At 49.7% G+C, this 24,843-nt stretch carries 22 protein-coding genes; 14 read left to right on the forward strand and 8 right to left on the reverse strand.

All coding sequences use genetic code 11. The annotated features are described in order from the left end of the window. Nucleotide 1 precedes the first annotated feature (1 nt). The 5 genes from ACE3MZ_RS01960 to ACE3MZ_RS01980 all read left to right on the forward strand — a co-directional run bounded on the left by ACE3MZ_RS01960 (nt 2) and on the right by ACE3MZ_RS01980 (nt 6,922). Nucleotides 2-2,329, forward strand: a complete 2,328-nt coding sequence (locus ACE3MZ_RS01960) for a response regulator (protein ID WP_411344883.1) — start codon at nt 2-4, stop codon at nt 2,327-2,329. After that, nucleotides 2,326-3,444 carry a HEAT repeat domain-containing protein gene (locus tag ACE3MZ_RS01965; RefSeq protein WP_411344884.1) on the forward strand — a complete coding sequence of 373 codons (1,119 nt, stop codon included), beginning with the start codon at nt 2,326-2,328 and terminating at the stop codon, nt 3,442-3,444. Before ACE3MZ_RS01960 ends, ACE3MZ_RS01965 begins: the two co-directional genes overlap by 4 nt. 139 nt (nt 3,445-3,583) lie before the next feature. After that, on the forward strand, nt 3,584-5,065 hold the full coding sequence (locus ACE3MZ_RS01970) for a glycosyltransferase (RefSeq protein ID WP_411344885.1): 1,482 nt from the start codon (nt 3,584-3,586) through the stop codon (nt 5,063-5,065). Continuing rightward, complete coding sequence (locus ACE3MZ_RS01975) at nt 5,062-6,216, forward strand: hypothetical protein (RefSeq protein WP_411344886.1); 1,155 nt, start codon at nt 5,062-5,064, stop codon at nt 6,214-6,216. The genes ACE3MZ_RS01970 and ACE3MZ_RS01975 overlap by 4 nt, the downstream gene beginning before the upstream one ends. A gap of 253 nt (nt 6,217-6,469) precedes the next feature. Continuing rightward, nucleotides 6,470-6,922: an Lrp/AsnC family transcriptional regulator gene (locus ACE3MZ_RS01980; protein ID WP_411344887.1), complete on the forward strand. Its 453-nt coding sequence runs from the start codon at nt 6,470-6,472 to the stop codon at nt 6,920-6,922. Nucleotides 6,923-7,156: 234 nt separating this feature from the next. On the opposite strand, the gene ACE3MZ_RS01985 is transcribed toward ACE3MZ_RS01980, so the two are convergent. From ACE3MZ_RS01985 to ACE3MZ_RS01995, 3 genes are read right to left on the reverse strand one after another with little or no spacing between them, the layout of a single operon-like run. Then, nucleotides 7,157-7,735: a chromate transporter gene (locus ACE3MZ_RS01985; protein ID WP_411344888.1), complete on the reverse strand. Its 579-nt coding sequence runs from the start codon at nt 7,733-7,735 to the stop codon at nt 7,157-7,159. Continuing rightward, the gene (locus ACE3MZ_RS01990) at nt 7,732-8,382 is read right to left on the reverse strand and encodes a chromate transporter (protein ID WP_411344889.1); all 651 of its coding nucleotides are present in this window, start codon (nt 8,380-8,382) and stop codon (nt 7,732-7,734) included. Before ACE3MZ_RS01990 ends, ACE3MZ_RS01985 begins: the two co-directional genes overlap by 4 nt. A 4-nt stretch (nt 8,383-8,386) precedes the next feature. Further along, the gene (locus ACE3MZ_RS01995; RefSeq protein WP_411344890.1) at nt 8,387-8,872 is read right to left on the reverse strand and encodes an Lrp/AsnC family transcriptional regulator; all 486 of its coding nucleotides are present in this window, start codon (nt 8,870-8,872) and stop codon (nt 8,387-8,389) included. Between the two features lie 164 nt (nt 8,873-9,036). Between ACE3MZ_RS01995 and ACE3MZ_RS02000 the strand changes: the two genes are divergently transcribed. The 6 genes from ACE3MZ_RS02000 to ACE3MZ_RS02025 all read left to right on the forward strand — a co-directional run bounded on the left by ACE3MZ_RS02000 (nt 9,037) and on the right by ACE3MZ_RS02025 (nt 15,786). Continuing rightward, nucleotides 9,037-10,257, forward strand: coding sequence for an amidase (locus tag ACE3MZ_RS02000; RefSeq protein WP_411344891.1), 1,221 nt, complete (start codon nt 9,037-9,039; stop codon nt 10,255-10,257). Nucleotides 10,258-10,398: 141 nt separating this feature from the next. Beyond that, the gene (locus tag ACE3MZ_RS02005) at nt 10,399-11,028 is read left to right on the forward strand and encodes a nitroreductase family protein (RefSeq protein ID WP_411344892.1); all 630 of its coding nucleotides are present in this window, start codon (nt 10,399-10,401) and stop codon (nt 11,026-11,028) included. A gap of 379 nt (nt 11,029-11,407) precedes the next feature. Then, nucleotides 11,408-12,484 (forward strand): GGDEF domain-containing protein, encoded by a 1,077-nt coding sequence (locus ACE3MZ_RS02010; RefSeq protein WP_411344893.1) that lies wholly within the window; start codon nt 11,408-11,410, stop codon nt 12,482-12,484. Between the two features lie 112 nt (nt 12,485-12,596). Beyond that, nucleotides 12,597-13,394, forward strand: a complete 798-nt coding sequence (locus ACE3MZ_RS02015) for an MBL fold metallo-hydrolase (protein WP_411344894.1) — start codon at nt 12,597-12,599, stop codon at nt 13,392-13,394. Then, complete coding sequence (locus ACE3MZ_RS02020) at nt 13,391-14,488, forward strand: AbrB family transcriptional regulator (RefSeq protein ID WP_411344895.1); 1,098 nt, start codon at nt 13,391-13,393, stop codon at nt 14,486-14,488. Before ACE3MZ_RS02015 ends, ACE3MZ_RS02020 begins: the two co-directional genes overlap by 4 nt. A 230-nt stretch (nt 14,489-14,718) precedes the next feature. Then, entirely contained in the window at nt 14,719-15,786 is a 1,068-nt protein-coding gene (locus tag ACE3MZ_RS02025) for a lactonase family protein (RefSeq protein ID WP_411344896.1), read from the forward strand. Nucleotides 15,787-16,044: 258 nt separating this feature from the next. Here the strand turns inward: ACE3MZ_RS02025 and ACE3MZ_RS02030 are convergent, their stop codons facing one another. After that, on the reverse strand, nt 16,045-16,887 hold the full coding sequence (locus ACE3MZ_RS02030) for a hypothetical protein (protein ID WP_411344897.1): 843 nt from the start codon (nt 16,885-16,887) through the stop codon (nt 16,045-16,047). A 199-nt stretch (nt 16,888-17,086) separates the two neighbouring features. Continuing rightward, nucleotides 17,087-17,434 carry a hypothetical protein gene (locus ACE3MZ_RS02035; RefSeq protein WP_411344898.1) on the reverse strand — a complete coding sequence of 116 codons (348 nt, stop codon included), beginning with the start codon at nt 17,432-17,434 and terminating at the stop codon, nt 17,087-17,089. 274 nt (nt 17,435-17,708) lie between these two features. Between ACE3MZ_RS02035 and ACE3MZ_RS02040 the strand changes: the two genes are divergently transcribed. The 3 genes from ACE3MZ_RS02040 (at nt 17,709) to ACE3MZ_RS02050 (ending at nt 20,824) form a co-directional block, all read left to right on the forward strand. Continuing rightward, complete coding sequence (locus ACE3MZ_RS02040; protein WP_411344899.1) at nt 17,709-18,161, forward strand: Rrf2 family transcriptional regulator; 453 nt, start codon at nt 17,709-17,711, stop codon at nt 18,159-18,161. 78 nt (nt 18,162-18,239) lie between these two features. Beyond that, nucleotides 18,240-18,872, forward strand: coding sequence for an NAD(P)-dependent oxidoreductase (locus ACE3MZ_RS02045; protein ID WP_411344900.1), 633 nt, complete (start codon nt 18,240-18,242; stop codon nt 18,870-18,872). Nucleotides 18,873-19,120: 248 nt separating this feature from the next. After that, on the forward strand, nt 19,121-20,824 hold the full coding sequence (locus ACE3MZ_RS02050) for an NAD(P)H-hydrate dehydratase (RefSeq protein WP_411344901.1): 1,704 nt from the start codon (nt 19,121-19,123) through the stop codon (nt 20,822-20,824). Nucleotides 20,825-21,073: 249 nt separating this feature from the next. On the opposite strand, the gene ACE3MZ_RS02055 is transcribed toward ACE3MZ_RS02050, so the two are convergent. The 3 genes from ACE3MZ_RS02055 to nrdG all read right to left on the reverse strand — a co-directional run bounded on the left by ACE3MZ_RS02055 (nt 21,074) and on the right by nrdG (nt 24,838). Further along, on the reverse strand, nt 21,074-22,660 hold the full coding sequence (locus ACE3MZ_RS02055) for a methyl-accepting chemotaxis protein (protein WP_411344902.1): 1,587 nt from the start codon (nt 22,658-22,660) through the stop codon (nt 21,074-21,076). A gap of 389 nt (nt 22,661-23,049) precedes the next feature. Beyond that, the gene (locus ACE3MZ_RS02060) at nt 23,050-23,877 is read right to left on the reverse strand and encodes a TerC family protein (RefSeq protein WP_411344903.1); all 828 of its coding nucleotides are present in this window, start codon (nt 23,875-23,877) and stop codon (nt 23,050-23,052) included. A 442-nt stretch (nt 23,878-24,319) separates the two neighbouring features. Beyond that, nucleotides 24,320-24,838: an anaerobic ribonucleoside-triphosphate reductase activating protein gene (gene nrdG / locus ACE3MZ_RS02065; RefSeq protein ID WP_411346667.1), complete on the reverse strand. Its 519-nt coding sequence runs from the start codon at nt 24,836-24,838 to the stop codon at nt 24,320-24,322. Nucleotides 24,839-24,843: the final 5 nt, after the last annotated feature.

The following is a 24,843-nucleotide window of genomic DNA, read 5'->3' on the forward strand; positions in this document are numbered from 1 at the left end:
TATGGACAAATATCAGCGCTTATTTATTAAACAAATGAAGGATAAAATCAGGGAAATGACCCGGCCCGGCCAATCCAGCACAGAAGCAGAATTGTATCGACTGCTGCATTCGGTAAAAGGAACAGCAGGCACGATTGGGCTGGATGATTGGTTCCAGGCTGCTTCGGAGCGGATCGATCAGCTGGATTCGGAAGGCGAACGTCAGTGGGATGCGAAGGAAGCACGCGAACTGCTGGCATCACTGGCATATTTGCTGCTGGCTGTTGGCGATGAGCTGGAGGAAGAGGAAGCGGACAGCGTATCGGATGAATTGCAGTCGACAGACGAGCTGCCCGCCTATCTGGGTACGCTGCTAGTCGTGGATGACGATCTCAGTCTGCTACAAATGCTCAAAGATTATCTGGAACGTCTCGGTTATATGGTGCTGGCAACACCAGATGCTGGTCGTGCACTGGAGTTGTTTTACAGTATGAAGCCGGATTGTGTTGTGCTGGATATTGTACTGCAAGATAGCAATGGTCTCGATCTGTTACAGGAAATGCAGGCGCGCAGTGAGCAGTATCTCATTCCGATCATTATGATTAGTGCAAGCAATAACCGTGAGACTCGTATTCGTGCGTATGAATCGGGCGCGGACGATTTTATCGGCAAGCCACTGGATGTGGAAGAATTCGCAGTGCGAGTGAAGCGTCAGATTTCCCGTCGTCTCAAGCTGAATACGCTATTGATGACAGATGAGCTGACCGGTGCCTATAACAATACGTACTTCGCTCAGGAACTGGTTCGTCATTTACAGCGATTGCCAGAACGTCCGGAACCATCGGTATTGACTCTGTTTGATCTGGATAGCTTCCGTTATATCAATGAACGGTTTGGTTACACCGAAGGAGACCGATTGCTCCAACATTTCTCCGATCTGGTGAAACCTTCGCTCGGACCGCTGGACATCTGGGCGCGTGATCGCCATGACCGTTTTTACCTATTACAACCTGGCATTAGTGAGAAGGAAGCAGCATCGTTTGCTAATCAACTGCTCGCGAAGCTGGAACAGGAAGAACAGAATGTAGGTTCCGAGATTTATCATATCTCCTTCTCTGCTGGTGTGCTGGAATTGAAGCCGGGTATGACTGCACCGTTCTGTTATGATCGGATTCTCCGTATTGTAGCAGAAGCGAAGCGCCGCCATGATGGAGTTATTGTAGTACCGGAACGTCGTGCACTGGACAGTCATTCGTCGTTACGTCTGAGTGATACTGTTCGCCATGTACAAGAAGCAGCGGGTGATACAGCTGCTGTATACGATTCAACGAGCCAGAACGAGACATACGAAGATCCATCTGCAACAGCATCCGTGACGTATCAAGGGGAGCCTGATTCTGCGCCCGCAGCACAATCTATTCATCACCGCGAGGTTCGTGCTGCGGTGAACCCTGTAGAGGAAGCGGAGCAGAAGATGGATTCGCTGTTGTCCAACCTGTCGTCGCGGCTGCAAAAGCATGCTAATCATGAACCGTTATTCCCCGGCACTGATGAAGCGACATATGCGTCGTCGCATCCCACTTCTTCTGATGCCGATTATCGGGAAGCAAGTTCTGCTGCTTCATCGAACCCAGTAGAATCGGTCATGTTGCCGGATAATGATTTGATCCATGAGCCGGAAATGGACGAGGCGGCAGGCAGCCCTGCGGGACAGCAATCGCCATTGTTGACCGAAACCGGTCAAAGTCGTCGTACGGCTGTTGCTGCCGGATCGATTGTCTTGCCCAATGAAGCTTCTGCTCCAGCCTCCGCTTTCCGTGCGGATACGATCCGTGAAGCAGTGGCAGCCGAGAGTGGAACTCGCCGATTAGAATGGGTCGATGGCGACGAGAAGCGTCTGCAACATAATGAGCGTGCCGAGATTCAGCAGGCACCCATTCCACCGGTAGATATTCGTTCATGGAGACTGGCGATCATTGATGATGATGATCTGATTCGTAATATGCTCACCAAGCGTCTGGCTGGTATTCAAATGGATCATAAGCTGGATGTACGTGCATTTAGCGATGGTGAGGACTTTTTCAGTGATGACTGGCATAACGAGGATACACAATATTTGCTCATTCTGGATCGGATGATGCCGCGTGTGAATGGGATGGAAGTGCTCCGTCGTCTGCGATCTTCCGAGAAGCGTAGTCGCTATACAGTGTTGATGTTGACGGGTGTCGGTGATGACCGTGAAGTGGCGGAAGCGATCAGTGCAGGTACAGATGATTATTTAACCAAACCATTTAGCATTGTGGAGTTGGAAGCCCGGATTCGCCGGTTATTGGGGAGGATGAGAGCATGAATCATCTGAGCACAGAACAGGTATTGATCATTATCGCCATTCTATGTGTAATCATGCTGCTGGCATTATTAGGCTTATACGGCTACCTGGCACTGCGCAAATCCACGTATAACAAACGGCGATCAACTATATATGAAATGGTACGTGAGCTGGAATTACCGGATTCAGCACTAGAACATTATCTGGCGACTGGTGAAACGTCGCGTCGTCTGTCGACCAAAGAACCGTATCGGATGGAAGCGGTACAGGAGGCATTGCAGCATCGTCTTGCCGTGACTCGTGCTCCAGAAGAACGGATTCGGATCTATGAATTTGCAGAACGTTATTTCTCCGGGCAGTATCGGCAGGCATTGCGTAGCTCGCGTTGGAGTACGCGTATGAACACATTGCTCTGGATTGAACAATTTCGTATAAATACGCTGGAAAACGATTTGATCCGCTGGATGAAAGATCCCAAATGTACGGATGAAGAGCATTTTCAGATTTTGCGTGTATTGTCCAAGCTGAGCAGTGAACAGCTGGTGGACTTTTTACGAGATGGTAATCATGAGCTGTCCGACAGTCAGCTGCTGCAAATCTTGTTGCCGCTCAATGAGGAGATACGCAACCGGATGCTACGCGAGTTTGACCAATTTCCGTATCGTGTACAGTGCAGCCTTATGGATGCCTTACGTGTCAACAATATCCGTTCTACCGAAGTACTCAGCCTGCTGGAGCGCCAACTGTCAGCAGGAGATAGCGAATTGCGTATTCGTGCGTTGAAGGCAATCTCTAACTTTGGCTATTTGTCACCGGAAGCGACTCGTCGATTGCTGAATGTATTGGAGCACGAGCATGATTATCCAGAAACACAAACAACCTCGTGGCCAGAGCGGTTGATGCGTGCCAAATTGATGGGCAATGTGCATGAAGATGTGTTTGTGTCCTATCTGATGGAAATGCTGGGCGACTCCGCGTACCGGGTTCGTCAGCAAGCAGCAGAATCACTGTCCGGTTACAAAAATGGGCTGAAGTTGTTGGAAAAAGTAGCCGCTGGCGAACACGCCGACCGCTATGCACGCGAGATGGCAGAAGAGACATTGGAACGAAAACACTACGAGCAGCATTTGGCTTAACGCTATGCTATCGCTATTAGCGATAGTATCGTAGCAGTAACTCACCCCCAATACACTGGAGCCGCTGCTCAAGCAGCTACCAGCGAACATGCGGACCGCTGTACATGAGATAGCGGATGAGACGCGGGAAGGAAACAATATGAGTGAAATCTGGCTGGAGACGATCGGCACGATCTTCGAGATTCTCGGCTATATTATTATGGTTTACGTTGTCGTTGTCAGCCTGGTCTATGTAGTATTATTTTTCATCGCAGCGATCAAGCTGAATCGGGAAAAGGATGTCAACGAAGCTCAATACGAGCAGGTGCTACAAGAAGAGTTAGCGCCGCCGTTGTCGATTATTGTCCCTGCCTACAATGAAGAATTGAATATCGTCTGGAGTGTACGCTCCCTGCTCGGTATCAACTACAAGCAATTTGAAGTCGTGGTTGTCAATGATGGCTCCAAAGACCGGACAGCACAGGAATTGATCGAAGAATTCAACATGGTCGAGATCAAAAGCCGGGTACGCTGGTCAGGGCTAGGCAAACCGACGCAACCGATCCGCGGCATTTACCGCTCCCTTCAGCACAACAATCTGGTGCTGGTCGACAAAGAAAACGGTGGGAAAGCAGATGCACTGAATGTCGGCATTAACGTATGTCAGTATCCGTATTTTGCTTCCTTGGACGGCGATACGGTGCTTGACCAGGATGCTTTTATCAAAGTAATGAAGCCGATCATGGATGCCGGTCCGAATGAAGAGATTGTAGCGACCGGTGGTAGTGTCGGTATCGCCAACGGCAGTTATGTGGATAGCGGCTATCTAAGCCGTGATAGCGTACGATTGTCCAACAAGCCGCTGGTCGTGATGCAGGTTATCGAATACTTGCGCGCCTTCCTGATGGGGCGCATCGGACTCAGTCGTTACAATCTGCTGCTGATCGTATCCGGTGCATTTGGTATTTTCAAAAAGAGCTGGGTGATCGAGGTCGGTGGCTACGATGTGAACACGATCGGTGAAGATATGGAGCTGGTCGTACGTCTACACCGACGGATTCAGGAGAAGAAGAGCAAAGCACAGATCGTCTACGTGCCCGATCCGGTCTGCTGGACGGAAGCACCGGAGCAAGCCAAAATTTTGCGTCGTCAGCGGACGCGCTGGCATCGCGGTCTGTTTGAAAGTCTGTGGAAAAACCGCAAGATGCTGCTCAACCCGCGTTACGGCAAAATTGGCATGATCTCCATGCCATACTTCCTGTTCGTCGAGCTGCTCGGCCCTGCGGTGGAGCTGGCGGGGATCATTACAGTTATTACTGGATTGTTTCTGGATACGATTGATATTCGGATTACGATCATTCTCGCGTTCTTAATGCTGCTATATGGCTCGCTGCTGTCGATGGGCGCAGTGCTATTCGAAGAATGGTGCTTCAAGCGTTATAACCGGGTATCCGATCTGACGCGACTGTTCTTCTACGCGCTGTCCGAGACGCTCTGGTATCGTCCGATGATGACATTCTGGCGCTTCGAAGGTCTGGTGCGCATCGCCGCTCGCAAAAAGCACGTCTGGGGCGATATGGCACGCGGCGGTGTAATGAACTCCAAGAAAACCGATAGCGGGGCGAGCGGAGGCAATCCATGAAAATAATCAAAGCATGGACGTTCTGGCTCATTCCCGTCCTATTGGTCGCTCTTGCCGTAACGCCATGGATCTGGTGGGAAATAAAGCCGGATCAGACATTACAGGTGACGATTCTGGACAAGACCGTTGCAAACGACTCGTACCGTGAACATAAAGGTCTTGTCTGGCTGCTCAATCAGCAGAAGTATGTCAAAGCAGATGGACAGCCTTACGATTATACGAAAGATTATTATGGCTTTTTCCCGCAGGCGGATGGCAAGTACACCACGACCGAGCTGCCTGAACAGATGAAAGGCACAGATATGATCTATCTGGCGGACACCTATGGTGTAGAGAAGGCTGAGTATCAGGGTACTAACGCTGGAGATGAAGATAGCTCTGCTGGTACAGGCGATCTGTCACAAGGCATGTTGTACGGCGGTCTGACAGATACCGATGTACAGCGGATCAAAGCGGGTGTTGAAGGCGGTGGTGTGAAAACGTTGATCGCCGAGTTCAACAGTCTGGCAACACCAACGAAGCAAAGTGTGCGTAAGCAGATCTATCCGCTGCTTGGAGTGGAATGGACAGGTTGGACAGGGCGTTATTTTAGCGATCTGACGCGCGGCGGTGAAGTGCCAGCATTTCTGAGTGGCAACGGCAGCGATGCCAACCAGTGGCCGTATACGGGACCGGGGATTGTACTCGTTCATGAAGATGGTCGCGTGGTTGTACTGCAAGAAGGCAAGCAGATCGGTACCGAAGGGGTACAGACGATCCTGACCACACAAGGGAAGGCATTGTTGGGACTGAATGATACGGTGCGCTATAACTACTGGTTTGATATTATGAAGCCGGCAGCAGGCACGGAAGTGCTGGCAACGTATGATCTCGGTCTGACCGAAGATGGACGTACCAAGATGCAGGAAGCTGGTATTGATGGTTCATTCCCGGCGATTATCCAGCAGCAGCATGACAGCTACGTATCCTACTATTTTGCAGGCGATTATGCGGATCATGATCAGTATCCGTTCTGGCGTCGTTATGAAGGTTGGGAGACGGTAAAACGGTGGTTTACATTTGACCGACCGAACAGTGAAGACGCATTTTACTGGCATATTTATGTGCCATTGATGAAGGCAATTCTGGCGCAAACGGCTGGAAGTAAATGATTCAGAAAAGGAAGTCGCGACTCTGCCGAAAGTAGCATTTCGGCAGTAGTGGCGGCTTTTTTGCGCCTTTGTTTGGATTTACTACAGGCATGTTCTGTGATAATATCGCACTAATACATATAACAACCGAGAAGATATGAACAACCGGCAACGCGACCGATGCGTTCTGCCGGTCATTCCTTTGATGTATCATTCCTAGCTTGGGCAGCAGCGTGTTGTTCGTCACGTCAAAACGTACAGAGGAGGATGATCTATGGACCACGTCGATCAATGTATTTTGCTTCATCTTCAACAGCACGGTCGCATTTCTATGACTGATCTGGGCAAGGAAGTGGGGTTATCGCAGCCAGCGGTGACGGAGCGGGTACGTCGGATGGAGGAAAGCGGCATTATCCAGCAATATCGCGCCATCATTTCCCCAGAGAAAATTGGACATCAATCTACTGCTTATTATCTATTTCATACGAGCGACGGACTGAACTTTGTGGAGTTCTGCCAGCAGACGGTGGAGATTGCCGAATGCCACCGAACGAGCGGCGAATACAATTATTTGCTCAAGGTCATCACTTCATCGATCCGTGAACTGGAGGATTTTGAGAATCGAATTAGTGCGTATGGGGATTATACTACGCTGATCGTGCTGTCTTCGCCGATTGATCATAAGCCGCTATCGCCGACGATTTTGGAGGAGAAGCGTCCCGTATAATAGTGAGGCGCAGTCCTATATCTATGCGTTCAAGACGGCTATATCGCGCGTCTCCAATAAAGCGATACGGATTCATACTACTTCAATCGAAACAACCAGATTGCATACTACACCATAGCTGAACATAACAAAAAGACCCGCAATGTCTACGGCATCAATATGCCTGAGCAATGACGGGTCTTTAACGATTGCTTATTTGCCCATGATTCGCAATAAGCAGCTATACAAGCAATATTACATAAAATAAGGCAGAGCGAACGCACCGTACGCAAACGCCGCCAGAATAACAAAAGCCGGGTGAATCTTGCGAATTTGCATCGCCCAGAAAGCAACAGCAGCGATAATGAGCGATTGCCATAGTCCGATGGAGGTATACGATTCCTGCGCTAGCTGCCACGTCAGAATGAGCATCAGCACCGCAATAACAGGCTGTACGAGCAATGTCAGCCCTTTGACCACAGGCGAGGTACGGTACTTTTGCAGCAGCTTCAACAGCACGATCATCGCTACCGCCGACGGAATGACCGTAGCGCCCAGCGCAATCAGCATACCCGGAATACCGGCTACATCAAAGCCGACAAATGCAGCGATCTTAGTAGCAATCGGTCCCGGCAGCGTATTACCCAGTGCCAGTACATTGGAAAATTGCGTATCGTTCAACCAGTGATAATGGGTAACGATCTCGTTATACATTAACGGAATGGAAGCAGGTCCACCGCCGTAACCAAGCACGTTAGCAAGGAAGAATCCCCATAGCAGACGCAGCCATTCCAGCCAGTCGATTACAAGCCCCTTGATCATCATCGTCATCATACTGCACCTCCGCTGCCGGAACGGCGGCTTTTGAGCCAGCTAACGAATTTGAAGTGAAAGGCGCCATACAACAGAAAGGCAGCGATCACGATAGCTGCATGCACATTCAGAATCTGCAACAGGATGAATACAATAATGAACAATACAATGCCAAGCGTCTTGCCTAGCCCTTTGACTGCCTTTTCGCCAAATTCGTACGCCATCACGCCCAGCATAACAGCGATCACTGGCACGACAGCAGCGATCATGCCCTGAATCATCTTCGACTGACTGAGGACAGCGACGGCAGATAGCAGCAGAATCATCGCTACAAAGGAAGGTACGATATGCGCCAGAATGGCGACGATGGCACCTAATGTGCCTTTGCTACGATAGCCGAGATAAGCTGCCATCTTGGTAGCAATCGGTCCCGGCAGGGCATTGCCCAGCGCCAGAATCTCGCCGAATTCGTCATCGCTGATCCAGCGATAACGAGTCACGGCTTCATACCGGAACAGCGGCATAACCGACGGACCGCCGCCATAGCCGAGAATACCGGTACGGATCATCGCCCAGCATAATTCGCCATAGGTTGCCTCGCGAAACGGCGGTGGTGATTCGCTACTGCTTGGAACAGCAGCGGGATTGGATGAATTGGATATGTTCATTGGATTAGAGCCTCATTCCCATCCGGCTTTTATAACGTGTAATCAGCACTTGGCAGTCCACGCTCATAATTCCCGGCATTGTGTATAGTTTGTCTTTCAAAAACGTCTCCATCTCATGGTTGTCGCGGAACAGTCCATGCATATGCAGCTTACTTGGTCCGGTCATATGATACAGACTGGTCACTACCGGTTCTTCGGCAAGCATATCCGCCGTTTCATGCAGATGCTTCGGCTCTACCTCTACATTGAAAAAGGCAGATACAGCAATACCGATCTTCGCCGGATTGATCACAGCGGCAAAACGCTCAATAATCCCGTTCTCGATCAGCGTATGTACACGCGCCTGCACAGCAACTCGGGACAGACCGATATCCTTGGCAAGATCGGTATAGGATATGCGTCCATTCTGGTTTAAAATAGCAATAATCCGTCGATCGGTATCATCAATATCGACTGGCAGCATATCATCGGATGGCTGAGAAGGATGCATCGTTAATCACTCCTTATGTTTTCGTATATTATGTCAGCCATATGTGAATTTCACTTTCTTTTCGACTGCAAAATAATACTTTTCATTACAATATGAATAAATATATAATGATAAATAATTGATTTCAATAGAAAATGTATTTTGTTTGCCAGGGAGGAACCATCATGACGCAGAATTGGAACGCATTTGTAAATGAACAGTGGACGCTATCTCATCATTCGGCAGAAGGACAGCTATCCGGTTTGACGTTTGGGGTAAAGGATGTATTCGCGCTGGAAGGTTACACATCCAGTGCAGGGAATCCAGATTGGCTGCGCACACATAGTCCAGCAGAACAGACTGCGCCAGCGATCCGCAAGCTGCTGGAAGCGGGAGCGGAGCTGCGTGGAACGACGCATACGGACGAATTGATGTACAGCCTGAACGGGCAAAATGTACACTACGGCACGCCGGTCAATCCGCAGGCGCCTGATCGTATTCCCGGCGGCTCATCGAGCGGTTCCGCGGTAGCTGTGTCCGCTGGGTTGCGTGACTTTGCGATCGGGACAGATACGGGCGGTTCGGTGCGTATCCCGTCGTCGTACTGCGGCATTTATGGCATTCGTCCGACTCATGGACTGGTAGACATTCACGGTGTGATTCCACTGGCGCAAGGATTTGATACAGTAGGCTGGATGGCGAACAGTGCGGATGTGCTGTACAGAGTAGGGCAGGCGCTGTTGCAGGATGTAGCAGCAGCTGCACAGCCGCATTCTGGCGACTCTTTTGATATCGTGTATTGGCCGCAAGAGGCGTGGGCAGGGGCAGAAGCGGAGACGAGCGAACTGCTGCGTCAGGTGGCGGAGCGTCTACTATCTGGTGCTTCTTCTCAGGAAGGGGCTGTAAAACAAGAGCAGATCGCTATCGCGCCAGAAGGGCTAGCAGCATGGATGACCGCGTTCCGTACAGTGCAGGGTATCGAGATCTGGGAGCAACATCAGCAGTGGATTGAAGAGGTACAGCCAACCTTCGCCGACGATATCGCTGGACGCTTCCAATGGGCATCCACGTTGCAGCGGGAACAGAGTGGCGAAGCATTCGCGCTGATGAATGAGGTACGTGACCGATTGCATCAACTGCTCGGTAACAACGGACTGCTGATTTTGCCAACAGCTACCGGGCCGGCACCGGCTGTCCATATTGAAGGTGAAGCCAATGAACAGCGTCGTTCACGCACGATGCAGCTGTCCTGCATCGCGGGTCTGTCCGGCTTGCCGCAGGTGAGCATTCCGGCTGGATTGATTGAGGGCGCACCGGTTGGTTTATCGGTGATCGCTGGTCCGGGACAGGATTTGCGATTGCTGGACTGGGTTCGTCAGACTTCACAAGCGTTAACGCCACGTTAAAAGATCAGGTGACTGGATAATTACAGTTGACACTCCATTTGTACGCTTATATAATCACAGTGGAAACGATATCTGATTACTAAAAATAAGCTTTATACCTGTTCCGTATAGTTTCCTACTTTTGATCGAGGAGTGTTCTACATGTCCAACGTGGTTAAACCAGAAACAATTCAAGTAATTGAAGACCGTCATTCGGTAAAAGTATACGAAAAAGGGTACGTGATTCCACAGGACGATATGGATACGATCCTGTCCGCAGCCAATGCTGCTCCATCTGCATGGAATCTGCAACACTGGAAATTCCTTGTGATCGACGATGAAGCGAAAAAGCAAGAACTGCTGCCTATCGCCTACAATCAATCGCAAGTAACAGAAAGCTCGTTTACCGTAGCGGTACTGGGCGATCTGGAAGCGAACAAAAACGCAGCTATCGTCTATGATGCACTGGTAGAAGCTGGCGGCATGACACAGGAAATCCGCGATACGCTCGTAGGTCAGATCAATGGCGCTTACCAGAACCCGGATGTAGCGCGCAATAGCGCACTGTCCAATGCTTCTCTGGCAGCGATGAACCTGATGCTGGCAGCACGCGCACTTGGTTATGACACTTGCCCAATGGGCGGATTTAACGCAGCGACATTCGTGGAGCACTTCAACGTGCCTGAGCGTTATGTTCCGGTTATGCTGATCACTGTAGGAAAAGCAGCGAAGCCTGCTTACGCATCTGGTCGTTTCCCCCTGACTGAAGCTGTCGTTAAAAACTCGTTCTAAATTGTAGCTCCTTTGTTATTCTCTCTATTCGTCCATCCGCTGGACAGTAGATTGTATACGTCGTACAGACCGGTGTCATCCGACACCGGTTTTTTTGCGGCATGTATCGGTAATATCTGTCGAAAATGGTGTTTGGTAGAGGATGTACCATTCCTTTACACATTACATTTGCGCATGCTATGATTCAATGCGTCGTTATCCGTACAGCATAAAGTTTCTTTGGTACATCTATGAAATAATAGTGTTGATTTGCCGTATTATATAGTATAGTTGCTGAATTATGTTGACTGAGACGTAGCGTGAATAATATGTCTTTTATTGAATATGATGTAGAAAACCATTGATAAACTGCCACGTTGGCATATATGAAAGGCTTACTATGATGCTTATTTTGATTAATAATCTGACTATGGTTACAGCTTTTTTGTTTTTTACGAACTTGCTGTTGAATCGGTTCAAAGAGAAGTTCCCGCGTTATCATGCAGCGTATCCCTATCTGGCGGGCTTATTGCATGGCGTACTTGGAATCGGGCTAATGCTGTTAAGCAGTGGGGCACCCGGTGGATTTCATCTGGATATGCGTGCGCTGGCGATTGTGAGTGCAGTGTACATGGCTGGGCGGTTTGCGGGCGGTATCGCGTTAGTCTGCATTTTGCTTGGTCGCTTCCTTTTATTGGATATTAATAATTTGGCGGGATTGCTGGCGGGTACAACGATGGTGGCGACTACATATGTACTGTCGGCGTTGCTGTTTACGTATTCGCATCGCAAGTCATTTCGCCGCTGGTTGGGCATTATCGCAGGTGGTATGCTGATGCCGTGTGTCGTTGTTTATTTTGCCGTACCGAACAGTGGATTACTGAGTACGCTGATCGTTATGCTCAGTTATTTTGCAGGCGGGGTATTCACGTATTTGCTGCTCACCTATCTGAGTCGTTCCAACCGTTCTCTACATTTGCTCAAAGAAAAGGCGAGTCGGGATCATCTGACAGGGCTGTACAACTCGCGTGCCTTTGAATCGATTATGGAGCAGAAGCTGCAACGGGCTGGACAGACGCGGGAGCCTTTTTCATTGTTAATGATCGATATTGATTATTTCAAATCGATTAATGATACGTATGGACATGGTGCCGGGGATACGGTGCTCTCTATATTTGGTGAATTGCTGATGGATTTTGTGCGTTCGTCTGATCAGTGTGCCCGCAAAGGTGGAGAAGAATTTGTCGTACTGCTCAATCATTGCCGATTTGATCAAGCGCAGCATATGGCAGAGCATTTGAGAAAGTTGGTAGAACAGCACGCCTTTCCGCTGTTGAATGGCAAACAGCTGCATATTACAATCTCGATCGGCATCGCGACCTTTCCGGCTACCGATGCGCATATGTTGTTGGAACAAGCGGATCAGGCATTGTATCGTGCCAAGCGTGAAGGACGTAATCGGGTATGCTCTATGTAAACGGATCAGGATGTGTCACGACACAGGTAGACGCCTGATCCGTTTGTTATGATGATATATACATAATTAACAGGTGGTATTATTTTGACAATTCCGACTGGAAAGAATGATAATGGAACAGATCAATCATTCCGCTCTGGGAGGTGAACCGAAGCTTGCGCTGGCAGGCTTTGGAATAGATATGAATAGTAATGAACAGATCGAAGTGCTTCATTTGGAAGTGACGATGGGTGGTCATGCGGCCGTACTGCATCCGTTTGTCATTTATGAAGAGGGGCGTGCCTATCTATTTGATACGGGGATACCGGGCAGTTATGACAAGTTGAATGCATTGCTCCAACCAGATTATCCGGTAGCCGGAGTGATTCTGACGCATCAGGATATCGACCATGTAGGTACGTTGCCACAATGGATCGCCGCAGGTGGTGGCGAACTGAACGTGTACGCGCATGAAGGGGATCGTAAGGTGATTGACGGCACTGCTCCTTTTCTAAAAGCTACACCGGAGCGACTCAACATGATGCTGTCCTCGCTCACGCCGGAGACTGCCCAGCAGTTCCGCGCGGTCTTCTCCGCAGATACACCGCCGAACGTTACTGATGTGCTGCAAGACGGCGATGTGTTACCACTGGCTGGTGGTCTGCAAGTCATTTATACACCGGGACATACACCCGGTCATATCAGTCTGTATCATCCAGGCAGCAAGACGCTGTTTGCTGGCGATGCGATGGCGGTGAATGACGGGCAGCTGGACGGACCAGTGCCGAATTTTACTCCAGATTATCCGTTGGCAGTGCAATCGCTGCAAGCCTTTCTGGAGCTGGATATCGACAAGGTCGTCTGCTATCATGGCGGAGCATTCCACGGCGATATTCATGGACGTATTCGTGAGCTGGTAGCTTCTTCGTGACTTCTTCCATCCGCTGGAGAAGTTGGGGCAGCACGCTGCTGTGTGCCCTGATTGGCGGTGTATTGTTCAGCCTGCTACATTTGCCGGTGCCGTGGTTGCTCGGTCCGATGATTAGCGTATTCATTGGTTCGCGACTATTGAAGCGCTGGCAACCGTCGTGGCCTGCCGCCGCGAAAAATGCCGGTATTATGATCGTCGGTTATTCGATAGGGTTATCGCTGACGGTATCAACATTAGGACAGATCGGTCAGCAATTGCCATCGATGATTACATTGACGCTGTTGCTACTGTTATTCTCTATGTTGATCGCGTATGTATTGTCGCGCTGGACAGGCATTCCATTTCAAACGATGCTGATTGGCAGCATTCCGGGTGGGCTCAGTCAGGTCATTGTGCTGGCAGAGGAACAGAAAGGCATTGATATTACGGTAGTGACCTTTTTGCAGGTGTCGCGGTTGATGATGATCGTTATCTTCGTGCCACTGCTTGTGTTCAGCCCATTGTTTGGCGTGGATGCGGATGCCGTATCGGGCACAGTAGTACGCTCGTCGGGGAGTTGGAGCGCGTTGTTCCCCGCTATTCTTCCATTTCTGATTCTTTGCCCGCTGGCAGCATGGATAGGCAAAAAAGTTCGCTTCCCGACTGCATATTTGCTATTGCCGATGATCATGACCTTTGTGCTGCAACTGATCGATCTGCACGGTCCGGCGTTGCCTGTTGCTGTGCTGGATGTGGCACAGCTGCTAATCGGTAGTTCGGTCGGTCTGATGCTGCATCCTGAGCAATTGCAGCGTAAGCGGCGCATGATTCTGTTGGCGCTGGGCAGTGGCGTCTTGCTGATTGTCTTCGCCTGCATCATGACACTGGTGCTGATGAAATGGCACGGTGTCTCTGCTGCAACAGGTCTGCTGAGTATGGCACCGGGCGGTATGGATCAAATGGGCATTATCGCGCATGAAGTACATGCCGATATCGCAACCGTGAGTTGCTACCAGCTATTTCGTACAATGCTGATCTTTATCGGTATCCCACCACTAGTGCGGTTGCTGTTCAGTCGCATGAATAAAGACGATGCAGCCGAATCATCACGCTAGTCCGATTTGGTTGTAATGGTTGTGGCTGACTGGATGACAAATACGTGCTCTGCTGATTCAGGAACGGATGGATTCGGTATTAAATAGAGAGTGTGCCTGTTCACTGAACAGGCTTTTTCTATAGCCGATCCGCATAATATTGCGTCGTGCAGGTGTAGATGCCTTTTTAATGACATCGCCTGTCGCGATTGACGTGCTATACCATCATAGTTGCAGAGAGGGGAATCATCATGTCAGTAATCGATCATCAGGTATGGCTTTATATCGGTACATATGCCGAGACACAAGAAGCAGGAATTCATGTAGCAATAATGAATCAGAATACAGGTGAGCTGAAGCTCGTTTCCCATGTGAAAGGGGTAGAGAATCCGTCCTATCTGGCATTGTCAGAGGATGCGACGCATCTGTATGCTGCCAGCGAAAAGGACGAGGGCGAAGTGCTGGCATATTCTATCGATAGTGAACACGCCTTGCATCTGCTGGATCGCAAGCCAACTGGCGGTGGAGCGCCATGTTATGTGCAATTGACACCGGACGGTCGGTATTTGCTGGCTGCGAACTATACCGGCGCGAATGCCAGCTCGTTTCCTGTAAACGAAGACGGCAGTCTGGGCGACCGTAGCGGCAATGTGCAGCATGAGGGGAAAGGGACTTACCCTGAACGTCAGGATGCCGCGCATACGCATTCTATCGTGCCATCGCTGGATGGTAGCATCGCGTACGTATCTGATCTGGGACAGGATATCGTAGCTGCGTATCATTTGGGCGAAGATGGCAGTCTTACCGAAGCTGGTAGCACGTCGCTGCCTTCAGCCGCAGGCCCGCGTCATCTGGTCTTTCATCCAAATGGTCAGCTAGCATATGGGATCAATGAACTGGATAGCACAGTGACTGCTTACTTCCGCAACGTAGAAACCGGCGTATTGGAGATTCTGAATACTGTATCTACACTGCCAAAAGACTTCGATGAAGAGAATACCGGTGGTGATATTCGCCTATCGTTGTGCGGTCGTTATGTGTATGCGTCCAATCGCGGGCATGATAGCATCGTGCAGTATGCTATCGATCAGGAAGCAGGGACGGTATCGGTAGTGGAATGGGTACATGTCAAAGGCAGAACGCCCCGCAACTTTGCCGTCGTTCCCGGTGGATACGTACTCGTCTGCAACCAGGATTCCGGCAATATCGTGCAGTTTGCCGCCGATCCAGAGACTGGTCGTTTAACTCCAACGGGTCACGAACTGACTGTAGATCGTCCCGTATGTCTGATGGCGGATATGAACGAAGTGGAAGATTGATATACTGGATATACATGATCTTTGGTACAAGGAGCTGACTCGTGAGGAGTCAGCTTCTTTTGTATTATCTTTTATAAAAAGAATTGCTGGTGTGTTGGATAATAGACAATCCTTCAAGAAATCAAATACAACAAAAACAGCCTGTAACCCATTTTTTGGGCACAGGCTGTATTCGATACTGTAAACTATACAATCTGTACATCATAGCACTGCATAGTAGTTATTCTTCTTTCGCTCAATCAAGCGCTACAGTGTAGATTATTTGTACTCGCCCGCATATGGACGCTCCTTGCGCTTTGGCTCCTGAGTGAATCGATATCCGACTGCAAAGACCAATACCTGAACAATCAGTACATACGGTGCTACCGCCAAGCCGAACAGATGCAGCAATCCAAGCCCCGCGATCACGAGTGCGTTGATCACAAATGACGTCCGGCGCCCGCTTTCTCTAAATTGTGCACTAAGCACACCGTACAACAACAGCAGTGCACCTGTTAGCGAAATCAACCGTAGTAATACGAAGAAAGGCGCCGGTGGGCCCGCCAGTTGCGCTATATGTATCGCCTGCAAACTGTGCACTAGCAGCGCACCTTCTAGCAGCAACACTACGAGCGGCAGCAGGGGACGCAGCGTTAGCCAGAACAACAATCCCCAGTGCGGCTGTTCGCCACGTGCCAGCAATTGTTTGCGTTCGCGGGTCAGACGGCTAATATTCATCTCCAATGTGCGATATAGCAGCAGCATTGCCTGTCGATTTTGCATATCCAGATAGCGGTCGATGCGCTCGACCAGCTCATGATCTGCATACGGTGCAGCTTTGCAGGCAAGTACGATTTCAGCGGTTAATGCCACTTCGCTGCGGTCGGATGCTGATACGGGGGAAGCAACACCAGTGGCACTAACTACCGGATACAGATGTCCGGCTGCCCGGGTAAAATGATTCAAACTGACTTCGATCCGGCGCATCCGTTCGCGGTCGGTTCGCTTGCGCTGTGCGGCGGAGAATCCATACACCGCCGCCAGCAAAGCCAGCATGGCGACACTCGACCAGATCCATCCGATCTGGTCGTATTGCCACATGCTTGATTGCCATGCGTCCACCTTGTTCACTCCTTTTACAACCATTGGTCGCTTTCCAGCTTGCTGATACCACTATTGCACAACCGTGCCGCTGATTCAACACCTTGTTGTTCTAGCGAATGATCTTACCTATTGTTGAAGCGTATGATCCAAGCAGACAATGGACGCTGGAAGAAGCCGATATTGCTACAGCAACGTGAGGTAATCCCTGTTCGTCCGATTAGTAACGACGATTATATTGATCGTATGGTGGCTGATGAACCGACGTGCCGCGCATCGTTACCGCAATCGATTCGAGCAGCAGCACAATTGCCGTAATCGTATGCATAATCCAGCCAACAACCGGAATCCAAGCGATCGCTGACGTCACAATACCGATCGCATTACCAAACGGCGAGCGACGTGCACGAATAGCCAGCACCAGCGTAATCAGATGCAGGATAAAAGCGATAAATAGCGGTCCGTACCCGTAGCTAATGACGAAGGTTCCGCCAATCAGCGGAATCGCCATCAATGCCTCCAGAGCGAACGTCAACCATTTCATAACAGGCAACGCATTATTGTACATGTATACTGCACTTCCTTTCGATAGGGAATGAGTTGAGACTGCATAGACAGGCTTACATTATAGTATTAAACGAAAAAAAGCATTTTGCGTTTCTTTCTGCTGATTGTTTAGATAATCAGTTGTCAGTTTTGGGTGAAATACTGGTATACTGGGATATGGACTGAAGTGATTGATGATGGACATAAGTACTTCGATATACACGTATAGATAGCATACTCAAGCCGGGACGACGATAATCTGCATAACCATCAGGCAGGAAAAAGGAGGAATCCGTATGGCGTACAATAGCCGTTTTGCCGTAGCGATACACACACTGTCACTGCTCGACTCTACCGAAGGCCGGATTACTTCGGAAATGATTGCGGGCAGCGTCAATACGAACCCGGTCGTGATTCGCCGCATGATCAGCTTGCTGACCAAAGCAGGCATTTTGCGGACACAACCTGGTGTTGCCGGAGCACAGCTGACCCGTCCAGCAGGCGAGATTACGCTGCTGCACATTTACCGTGCGGTACAGAGCGAGAATCGGGATGAGCTGTTTGCGATTCATGATACCCCGAATCTGGATTGCGATATCGGGCGCAATATCCAGCAGGAATTGGAGCAGGTATTCGCCAGAGCGCAGCGTGCGATGGAGCATGAGCTGGAGCAGATCACACTGCGTCAGGTGACGACCGATCTGCAACAGATGGAAGAAGTCCGTCAAGCGATCGGTCAGCAGAACTGAATCAGTTCCGGCTGTACCGGGTATGTAAGGACAGAACCTCAAGTCAGGTACTGTCATGACGGAAAGGATGGATAGAGGATGAAAATTATTATTATCGGCGCCAGCGGTATGATCGGTCAGCGCCTTGTACAAGAAGGGTTGCGTCGTCGTTATGAAGTGACCGCAGCTGGACGCGACTTGTCCAAATTTGATCAACAGCAGGAGCAGCTGCATCTGGTACGTGTCAATGTACTTGATCCGGCAAGTGTCGAAGCGGCAGTGTCCGGGCATGATGTCGTGATCAGCGCCTTTGGACCACAATTTGGCAATGAGGAAGAACTGCCGGAAGCCGCGCGCTGCATTAGTGCAGGTGTAAAAAATGCAGGCATTCAGCGCCTCGTCATTGTTGGCGGCGCTGGTAGTCTGGAAGTGGAACCGGGTGTACGTCTGATGGATACCGCCGATTTCCCCGAGGAGATCAAACCGCTGGCACAGGCGCACGCGGAAGCGTATGAAGTGTATCGTCAGAGCGGTCTGGAATGGACATATGTGAGTCCGGCAAGCTGGATTGAACCGGGCAAGCGCACCGGTAACTTCCGTATCGGTACGTCTCGTCTAATCACCGATGATGACGGGGCAAGCCGCATCTCTGCCGAAGACTACGCAGCAGCGTTGTTCGATGAGGTGGAAGATCCGCAGTTTGTACAGGATCGCTTTACCGTAGCGTATTGATCAAGTGTAAAAGAACCCAAGGGATGAAATAATATCAAGCAATGCGATATGCAGTCACTGGAATGAGATATAAAGTCACTGGATAGAAACAAGGTAACCTCAAGACACTGCCCTTTTCGGCGGTGTCTTTTATTTTACCCATTGGATCAGAATGGAAAGGATACGAATACGGTTAATAGAACAGTAGAGTTTGGCAAGAACAGAGTGATAGTATGCAGCTCAATCATATACGGAAAAGGGGCTTTTTTATGTATATCGTTACCGCAGAGCAAATGCGCAATCTGGATCAGCATACGATAGAGCAACTGGGCATTCCGGCAATGTCCTTGATGGAAAGTGCAGGCAAAGCCATCGCCGAGGAAGTGATGACATGGATCGGTGGCAAGCAGGAGGAGCAGGCAGATGTGCCATCTGGACCTTCACTGAAACGGCGCAGCGGCATCCGCAGCGATGAACACGTCATCCCGCATCGTCAGCATCAACACTGGCTCATACTGATTGGCAAAGGCAATAATGGCGGCGATGGACTAGTGGCGGCACGTTATTTACAAGATGCGGGAATCAAGGTCACACTGCTGTATGCAACCGAGCCGTCAGAGCTTGGCGGTGATGCTGCATTACAGCGGGATGCGGCGCAGCACTCTGGTATTCCTCATATCGTCTGGAATGACAGCTGGAATCTGCCATCTGATGGACAAGGTGACGATGAACAGCATGCTAACAATGCCCAATCTTCTTCTGCTGAATCGGCATCACCGCAGACTCAGTGGCAACCTTACACCGGGATTATCGACTGTCTGCTTGGCACTGGCAGCAAGGGCGAACCACGCGAACCGTACGCATCAATCATCCGTTCTGCCAATCACAGTGGCAAGGATATCATCGCCGCCGACATTCCGAGCGGCTTGAACGCCGATACGGGCGAAGTGGCGGAGCATTGTATTCAGGCAAAAGTAACGGTCTGTCTCGCTTTTCTAAAACAAGGCTTAACCCAGTATCCGGGTGCAGGCAATGCGGGCGATGTAATCGTACGCGCCATCGGCATTCCACGTAGCGTCGCACACAATGCCAACATGCAAACACATCTCATTACAGACGATACACTGCGTCAAGTATTGAAAATAGATACCGAACGTACTCGCACTGTAGATGGTCACAAAGGCACGTACGGTCACGTTATGATCGTAGGTGGCAGTCTCAATATGAGTGGTGCAGGCTTGATGGCATCGCGCTCAGCGCTGCGTATTGGGAGCGGATTGGTCACATGGCTACTGCCAGAGCAGCTAATGAAGCATATGGTCGGTCATGTGCCAGAGCTGATGATGGCGCCAGTATCATCACACCCGGACGGACAATGGACTGCTGATACGGTAGCTACTATTTTGGAACAGGCAGACAAAGCCGATGTGCTGGCAATCGGTCCCGGTCTGGGACGATTTGATGGGGATGGAGATTGGCTTCGTCAGTTATGGGAGCAGAGCGAACAGCCGCTTGTCATCGACGCCGACGGTCTGAATATTCTCGCAGAAGCGGATGGGCTGACCCAATGGTGCCGTCGCCAAGCACCTACTATTCTTACACCTCATCCTGGTGAAATGTCTCGTCTGGCAGGCATACCGACCAAAGAAGTCCAGCGCGATCGCATCGGTCTAGCACGCCAATTTGCGCAGGAGCATGGTGTCACGCTTGTACTCAAGGGCGCACGTACAGTGATTGCTTCGCCAGATGGTCGTGTATTCGTTAACACCACCGGGCATCCTGGTATGGCAACAGGTGGCTCTGGTGACGTCTTGACGGGCGTGATCTCCGGTCTGCTTGCACAGGGGCTGGATGGCATTCAGGCAGCGGCATTTGGCGTTCATCTGCACGGACATGCTGGCGATATCGCTGCCCTGTCACGCCCCGGCAATCCGGCTTCCTTGCTGGCAGGCGATATCATCGAGCATTTGTAATGTACAGTATAGGATACTGACCATATCGTATACTGCAAGGATCAACAGGGAATGCTATCGATATTCGGATATGAATCTAATTCGAAAATAAACCTGAAAAGCGGCTACCCTTCACATGCAGAGGGCAGCCGCTTTTCAGGTTATTGCAATGTTGGAGCATAGCTGGAGCATATAAATCATCTTTTGGAGTAGATGAATGATCCACATATATTTCCACCAGCATCATATTGATGCCGGGTACAACAGTGATTAAATTTTGAATGTATTGACCGAATCTTGCAAATGTTCAGCCAATTGTGCCAGTGTTTGTGAGGAGGTGGCAGTTTGTTCGCACGCCGAAGCTACTTCTTCGCTAGCGGCGGCAATTTCATTGACCGAATTGACCACTTCGGACGATTGCGCACTCTGTTCTTCACTGGCAGCGGCGATACCGTTAATTTTCAGTGACGAGTCATTAATGCGACCCATAATATCGTTAAATGCTTCACTCGTATTCACCGAATGCTCGGTGTTCAGCTCGGCAGAGTTCAAACTTTGCTGCATATTTTTCTGCATGGAGCGGATAATGCCGGTAATTTCCTTAGTCGCAGTTCCGCTGCGTTCTGCCAGTTTGCGTACTTCGTCGGCAACAACAGCAAAGCCTTGACCTTGCTCACCAGCGCGTGCTGCTTCGATCGCAGCATTCAGCGCCAGCAGATTCGTCTGATTGGCGATATCGTCGATGACTTCGATAATGTCACCGATCTGATTGGAATCCAGCTCCAGCTTGCGCATTTGGGCACTCATCAGCTGCATACCATCAGCAGACTGGTTGACCAGCGCACTGCCTTTGCGCGCTTTTTCTACGGTACGGTCGGCAATTTCGGCGGCTTCTTCGGCACTGTGTGCTACGTCATCAATAGCGGTCGACATATCGCGGAACAGCTGGGCAATGGAGTGGGCAGATTGGGATTGGTTCGCACTATTGCTGGCAATCTCTTGTGTGCTGGCAGAGATTTGCTCAGAGGTAGCGGCTACATTCTGTGCAGAATCGATAATGCTGGATACCAGCTTGTTAAGACGAGTGGACATATCATTCGCAGCGGCAGCCAGCTGACCGATCTCATCGCGTCCGGTCAATGGGGAGCGCTGACGCAGATCACCCGCAGCTACATCTTTGAGCAGCGCAGCAATTTGCTTGAGCGGACGACTGATCATGCGGGCGATTACAGTACCGAGTATGATTGAGAAGGCAAAGCCAACCACAATCCAGATCATCGTCCACAGACGAGAGTTGTTAAATATCGTATTGGCAGACTGATTGGCAGTACTTGCCTGCTGCACATTCAATTCGTTCAATTTGGCAATGCTGGCGTACATATCTGTGCCGGCAGGGACAACACTTTCTTTGACAAAGTTTTGGAAGGCGGTAGCGGAAGACGTTTGTGCCAGTTGGATCGCTTGATTGTAGACTTGCTGATACGTCGTCCAAAGTTGTTCAAAATTTTGCAGCTCGGTTTGTTCTTCGTTCGACAGCGGAGTACTGCGATAGCCTGTAATGCCTGCATTGACTTCTTCGATCAGACCGGGCACTGTATCCAGTACCGTTTGTTTATCCTGCGCGGTGGAGCTAAGGGCGATATCGCGCGAAGCGACACGCATTTTTTGCAAAGCAAGTTCGGCGTCGGACAGATGCTGCATGGAAACCAGATTATTGTTATACAGGTTATCTACGCTACCTTTGATCCGATCCAGATTGATCATGCTATACAGACCAACAGCGGCAACGATGAGGGATACCAGAATAAAAGCAGTGATCAACTTGGTAAACGTCTTGAAATTACCGGCAATTCGCATAATATTCACTCCATTTGGTGTAGTGTCATGCTTGGCTGAAGCTATGTAATTCACAAAATCAAATTACAAGATGCCAGATGCGTGTGCGTAACGTTCAGGCTATAGATGAGGGAGAAATGGACGGCTCAAGCAGTAACCGTCAAGCGAGAGGAGTAGAGCTGGAAATAAACATTTACATATTACTATTTCGTCACTTTATTCAAAAAAATAATATTAAATCCATAATTTTGAAAAAATATTATATGTATCCTGTATTGATGTGCAGGTAAATTGATATGGAATATAACAAAAAGGCAGCCTCCGTAGAGACTGCCCATTCGTACTTGCCATAAGTCGTGAATCGTAATACACGACCTATGACTTGTCTATAAGATTAGAAGCTTATGGTGTTACAGGTCTTCTTTGATCTCTTGCTTCACTTCTTTGACTGCGTTGTCTTCTGCCGGAATCTCACGCTTGCTGGACAAGAACCAGCCCGCAGCAGCGATGGCAACCAGAACAACGTAGAAGCTGAATTTCCAGATTTTATTTTCAGGGAAGTGTTCCGAAATGACTGCCAGTGATGGGTGAGCCAGCGTAATCACCGCGAGCTTCACACCGACCCAGCCGACGATAACGAATGCGGCGATCTCCAGACCCGGACGTTCCTGCAACAGCTTCACGAAGAACGAAGCGGCGAAACGCATGATGATCAGACCGATCAAACCACCCAAGAAGATAACGATAAACTGACCGCCATCCAAACCGCCGATTGGCGGCAAACCACTTGCAGGCAATGCCACAGCCAGCGCGACCGCTGCCAGAATGGAGTCAACCGCAAACGCGATATCGGCAACTTCCACTTTGAAGACCGTCATCCAGAAACCGGATTGCTTCTTCGGATTGGCAGCTGGCCCTTTGTCGTCAGCCGCTTCATCCGTCTTCGGCTTGGCGAATACATGCCGGACGATATGGTTGATGGAAATGTACAACAGATAAAGGGCACCAATCGCCTGCACCTGCCATACGTCAACGAGGAACGAGATAATAAACAGGGAAGCAAAGCGGAACACGAATGCCCCGAACAAACCGTAGAACAATGCCTTTTTGCGTTGCTCATCTGGTAAGTGCTTAACCATAATCGCCAGCACGAGCGCGTTATCGGCAGCGAGCAAACCCTCCAGCGCGACCAGTACGAGCAGTACCCAGCCATACTCTAACAATAATGCTGCATCCATAAGACTCCTCCTAAAAATAAATTGTTGTTAACGGCCACTAGCAGCCTCTATATAAAAAGAGACCTTTACCACAAAGGTAAAGGTCTCCCAAAAGATAGCGAGTCTTCACCAATTTTGTGGTAAAGGTCTCGCTAACAATGAAGTTCAGGTTTCTGATCCATTGCCAAGCAAAGCCGGGGTTATTCACCCGTAATGACGACGTTGCCTGTACAGCTACTCCCCTTTAACAGGAATAGGTTTATGAAATTAGTGTACGGTTTGAAGTGTTACTGATTATATATAACACCGGATTGTCGTGATTGAAGCAGCTTATTGACTACTTTGATCAAATCATATGCAATTTAATCGCATAAGTCAATATTTTGTGCAATAAAATTTTGAAAAAGTAGAAAATATTGCTTGTGATTATCTTTTTATTAAGTGGCGTGTCGACCGATTGATATCACAATCGTACCGGATGATTCCACAGAATAACGTGCCGCTGATCTATACTCTGCTGCACATCGATCACTCGCTGATTGCTACTGCCACGGTAAGGCAGTGACACATCGCGTAGCGATTTCTCGAATCTTCCATCAATCAATACGTCGCATAGAGAGAGAAGTTTCAAATATTTTGGGGACTGTTGCAAAAAGATTTCTTCCCATGTAAATCCGCTATAGATCCAGATCGACAGTTGTGGCAATTGAGCGCGAACCTTCTCTACAAATCCCGCCACCTCACCCGCGGAAAAAAATGGATCACCACCTGCAATAGTCAACCCATCTAGCAGGGGATTGCGCGCCATGCCGTCGATCAATTCCTGTTGCAACGAAGCGGTAAAAGGTTCCCCGGCGGTAAATGACCATGTATGCGGACTGAAGCAGCCCGGACAGGCATGACGACAACCGCTAATAAATACGACTGCTCGCATACCGTGTCCTTCATTAATCGACTCTGGAATATACCCGCAAATGTGCATACACA

This window comes from Paenibacillus sp. WLX1005 (genome assembly GCF_046603685.1).
Classification (GTDB): Bacteria; Bacillota; Bacilli; order Paenibacillales; family Paenibacillaceae; genus Saccharibacillus.

Coding starts and splice junctions, on each gene's coding strand:
- ACE3MZ_RS01960 (WP_411344883.1), top strand. CDS start 2: ATGGACAAATATCAGCGCTTATTTATTAAACAAATGAAGGATAAAATC.
- ACE3MZ_RS01965 (WP_411344884.1), top strand. CDS start 2,326: ATGAATCATCTGAGCACAGAACAGGTATTGATCATTATCGCCATTCTA.
- ACE3MZ_RS01970 (WP_411344885.1), top strand. CDS start 3,584: ATGAGTGAAATCTGGCTGGAGACGATCGGCACGATCTTCGAGATTCTC.
- ACE3MZ_RS01975 (WP_411344886.1), top strand. CDS start 5,062: ATGAAAATAATCAAAGCATGGACGTTCTGGCTCATTCCCGTCCTATTG.
- ACE3MZ_RS01980 (WP_411344887.1), top strand. CDS start 6,470: ATGGACCACGTCGATCAATGTATTTTGCTTCATCTTCAACAGCACGGT.
- ACE3MZ_RS01985 (WP_411344888.1), bottom strand. CDS start 7,735: ATGATGACGATGATGATCAAGGGGCTTGTAATCGACTGGCTGGAATGG.
- ACE3MZ_RS01990 (WP_411344889.1), bottom strand. CDS start 8,382: ATGAACATATCCAATTCATCCAATCCCGCTGCTGTTCCAAGCAGTAGC.
- ACE3MZ_RS01995 (WP_411344890.1), bottom strand. CDS start 8,872: ATGCATCCTTCTCAGCCATCCGATGATATGCTGCCAGTCGATATTGAT.
- ACE3MZ_RS02000 (WP_411344891.1), top strand. CDS start 9,037: ATGACGCAGAATTGGAACGCATTTGTAAATGAACAGTGGACGCTATCT.
- ACE3MZ_RS02005 (WP_411344892.1), top strand. CDS start 10,399: ATGTCCAACGTGGTTAAACCAGAAACAATTCAAGTAATTGAAGACCGT.
- ACE3MZ_RS02010 (WP_411344893.1), top strand. CDS start 11,408: ATGATGCTTATTTTGATTAATAATCTGACTATGGTTACAGCTTTTTTG.
- ACE3MZ_RS02015 (WP_411344894.1), top strand. CDS start 12,597: ATGGAACAGATCAATCATTCCGCTCTGGGAGGTGAACCGAAGCTTGCG.
- ACE3MZ_RS02025 (WP_411344896.1), top strand. CDS start 14,719: ATGTCAGTAATCGATCATCAGGTATGGCTTTATATCGGTACATATGCC.
- ACE3MZ_RS02035 (WP_411344898.1), bottom strand. CDS start 17,434: ATGTACAATAATGCGTTGCCTGTTATGAAATGGTTGACGTTCGCTCTG.
- ACE3MZ_RS02040 (WP_411344899.1), top strand. CDS start 17,709: ATGGCGTACAATAGCCGTTTTGCCGTAGCGATACACACACTGTCACTG.
- ACE3MZ_RS02045 (WP_411344900.1), top strand. CDS start 18,240: ATGAAAATTATTATTATCGGCGCCAGCGGTATGATCGGTCAGCGCCTT.
- ACE3MZ_RS02050 (WP_411344901.1), top strand. CDS start 19,121: ATGTATATCGTTACCGCAGAGCAAATGCGCAATCTGGATCAGCATACG.
- ACE3MZ_RS02055 (WP_411344902.1), bottom strand. CDS start 22,660: ATGCGAATTGCCGGTAATTTCAAGACGTTTACCAAGTTGATCACTGCT.
- ACE3MZ_RS02060 (WP_411344903.1), bottom strand. CDS start 23,877: ATGGATGCAGCATTATTGTTAGAGTATGGCTGGGTACTGCTCGTACTG.
- nrdG (WP_411346667.1), bottom strand. CDS start 24,838: ATGCACATTTGCGGGTATATTCCAGAGTCGATTAATGAAGGACACGGT.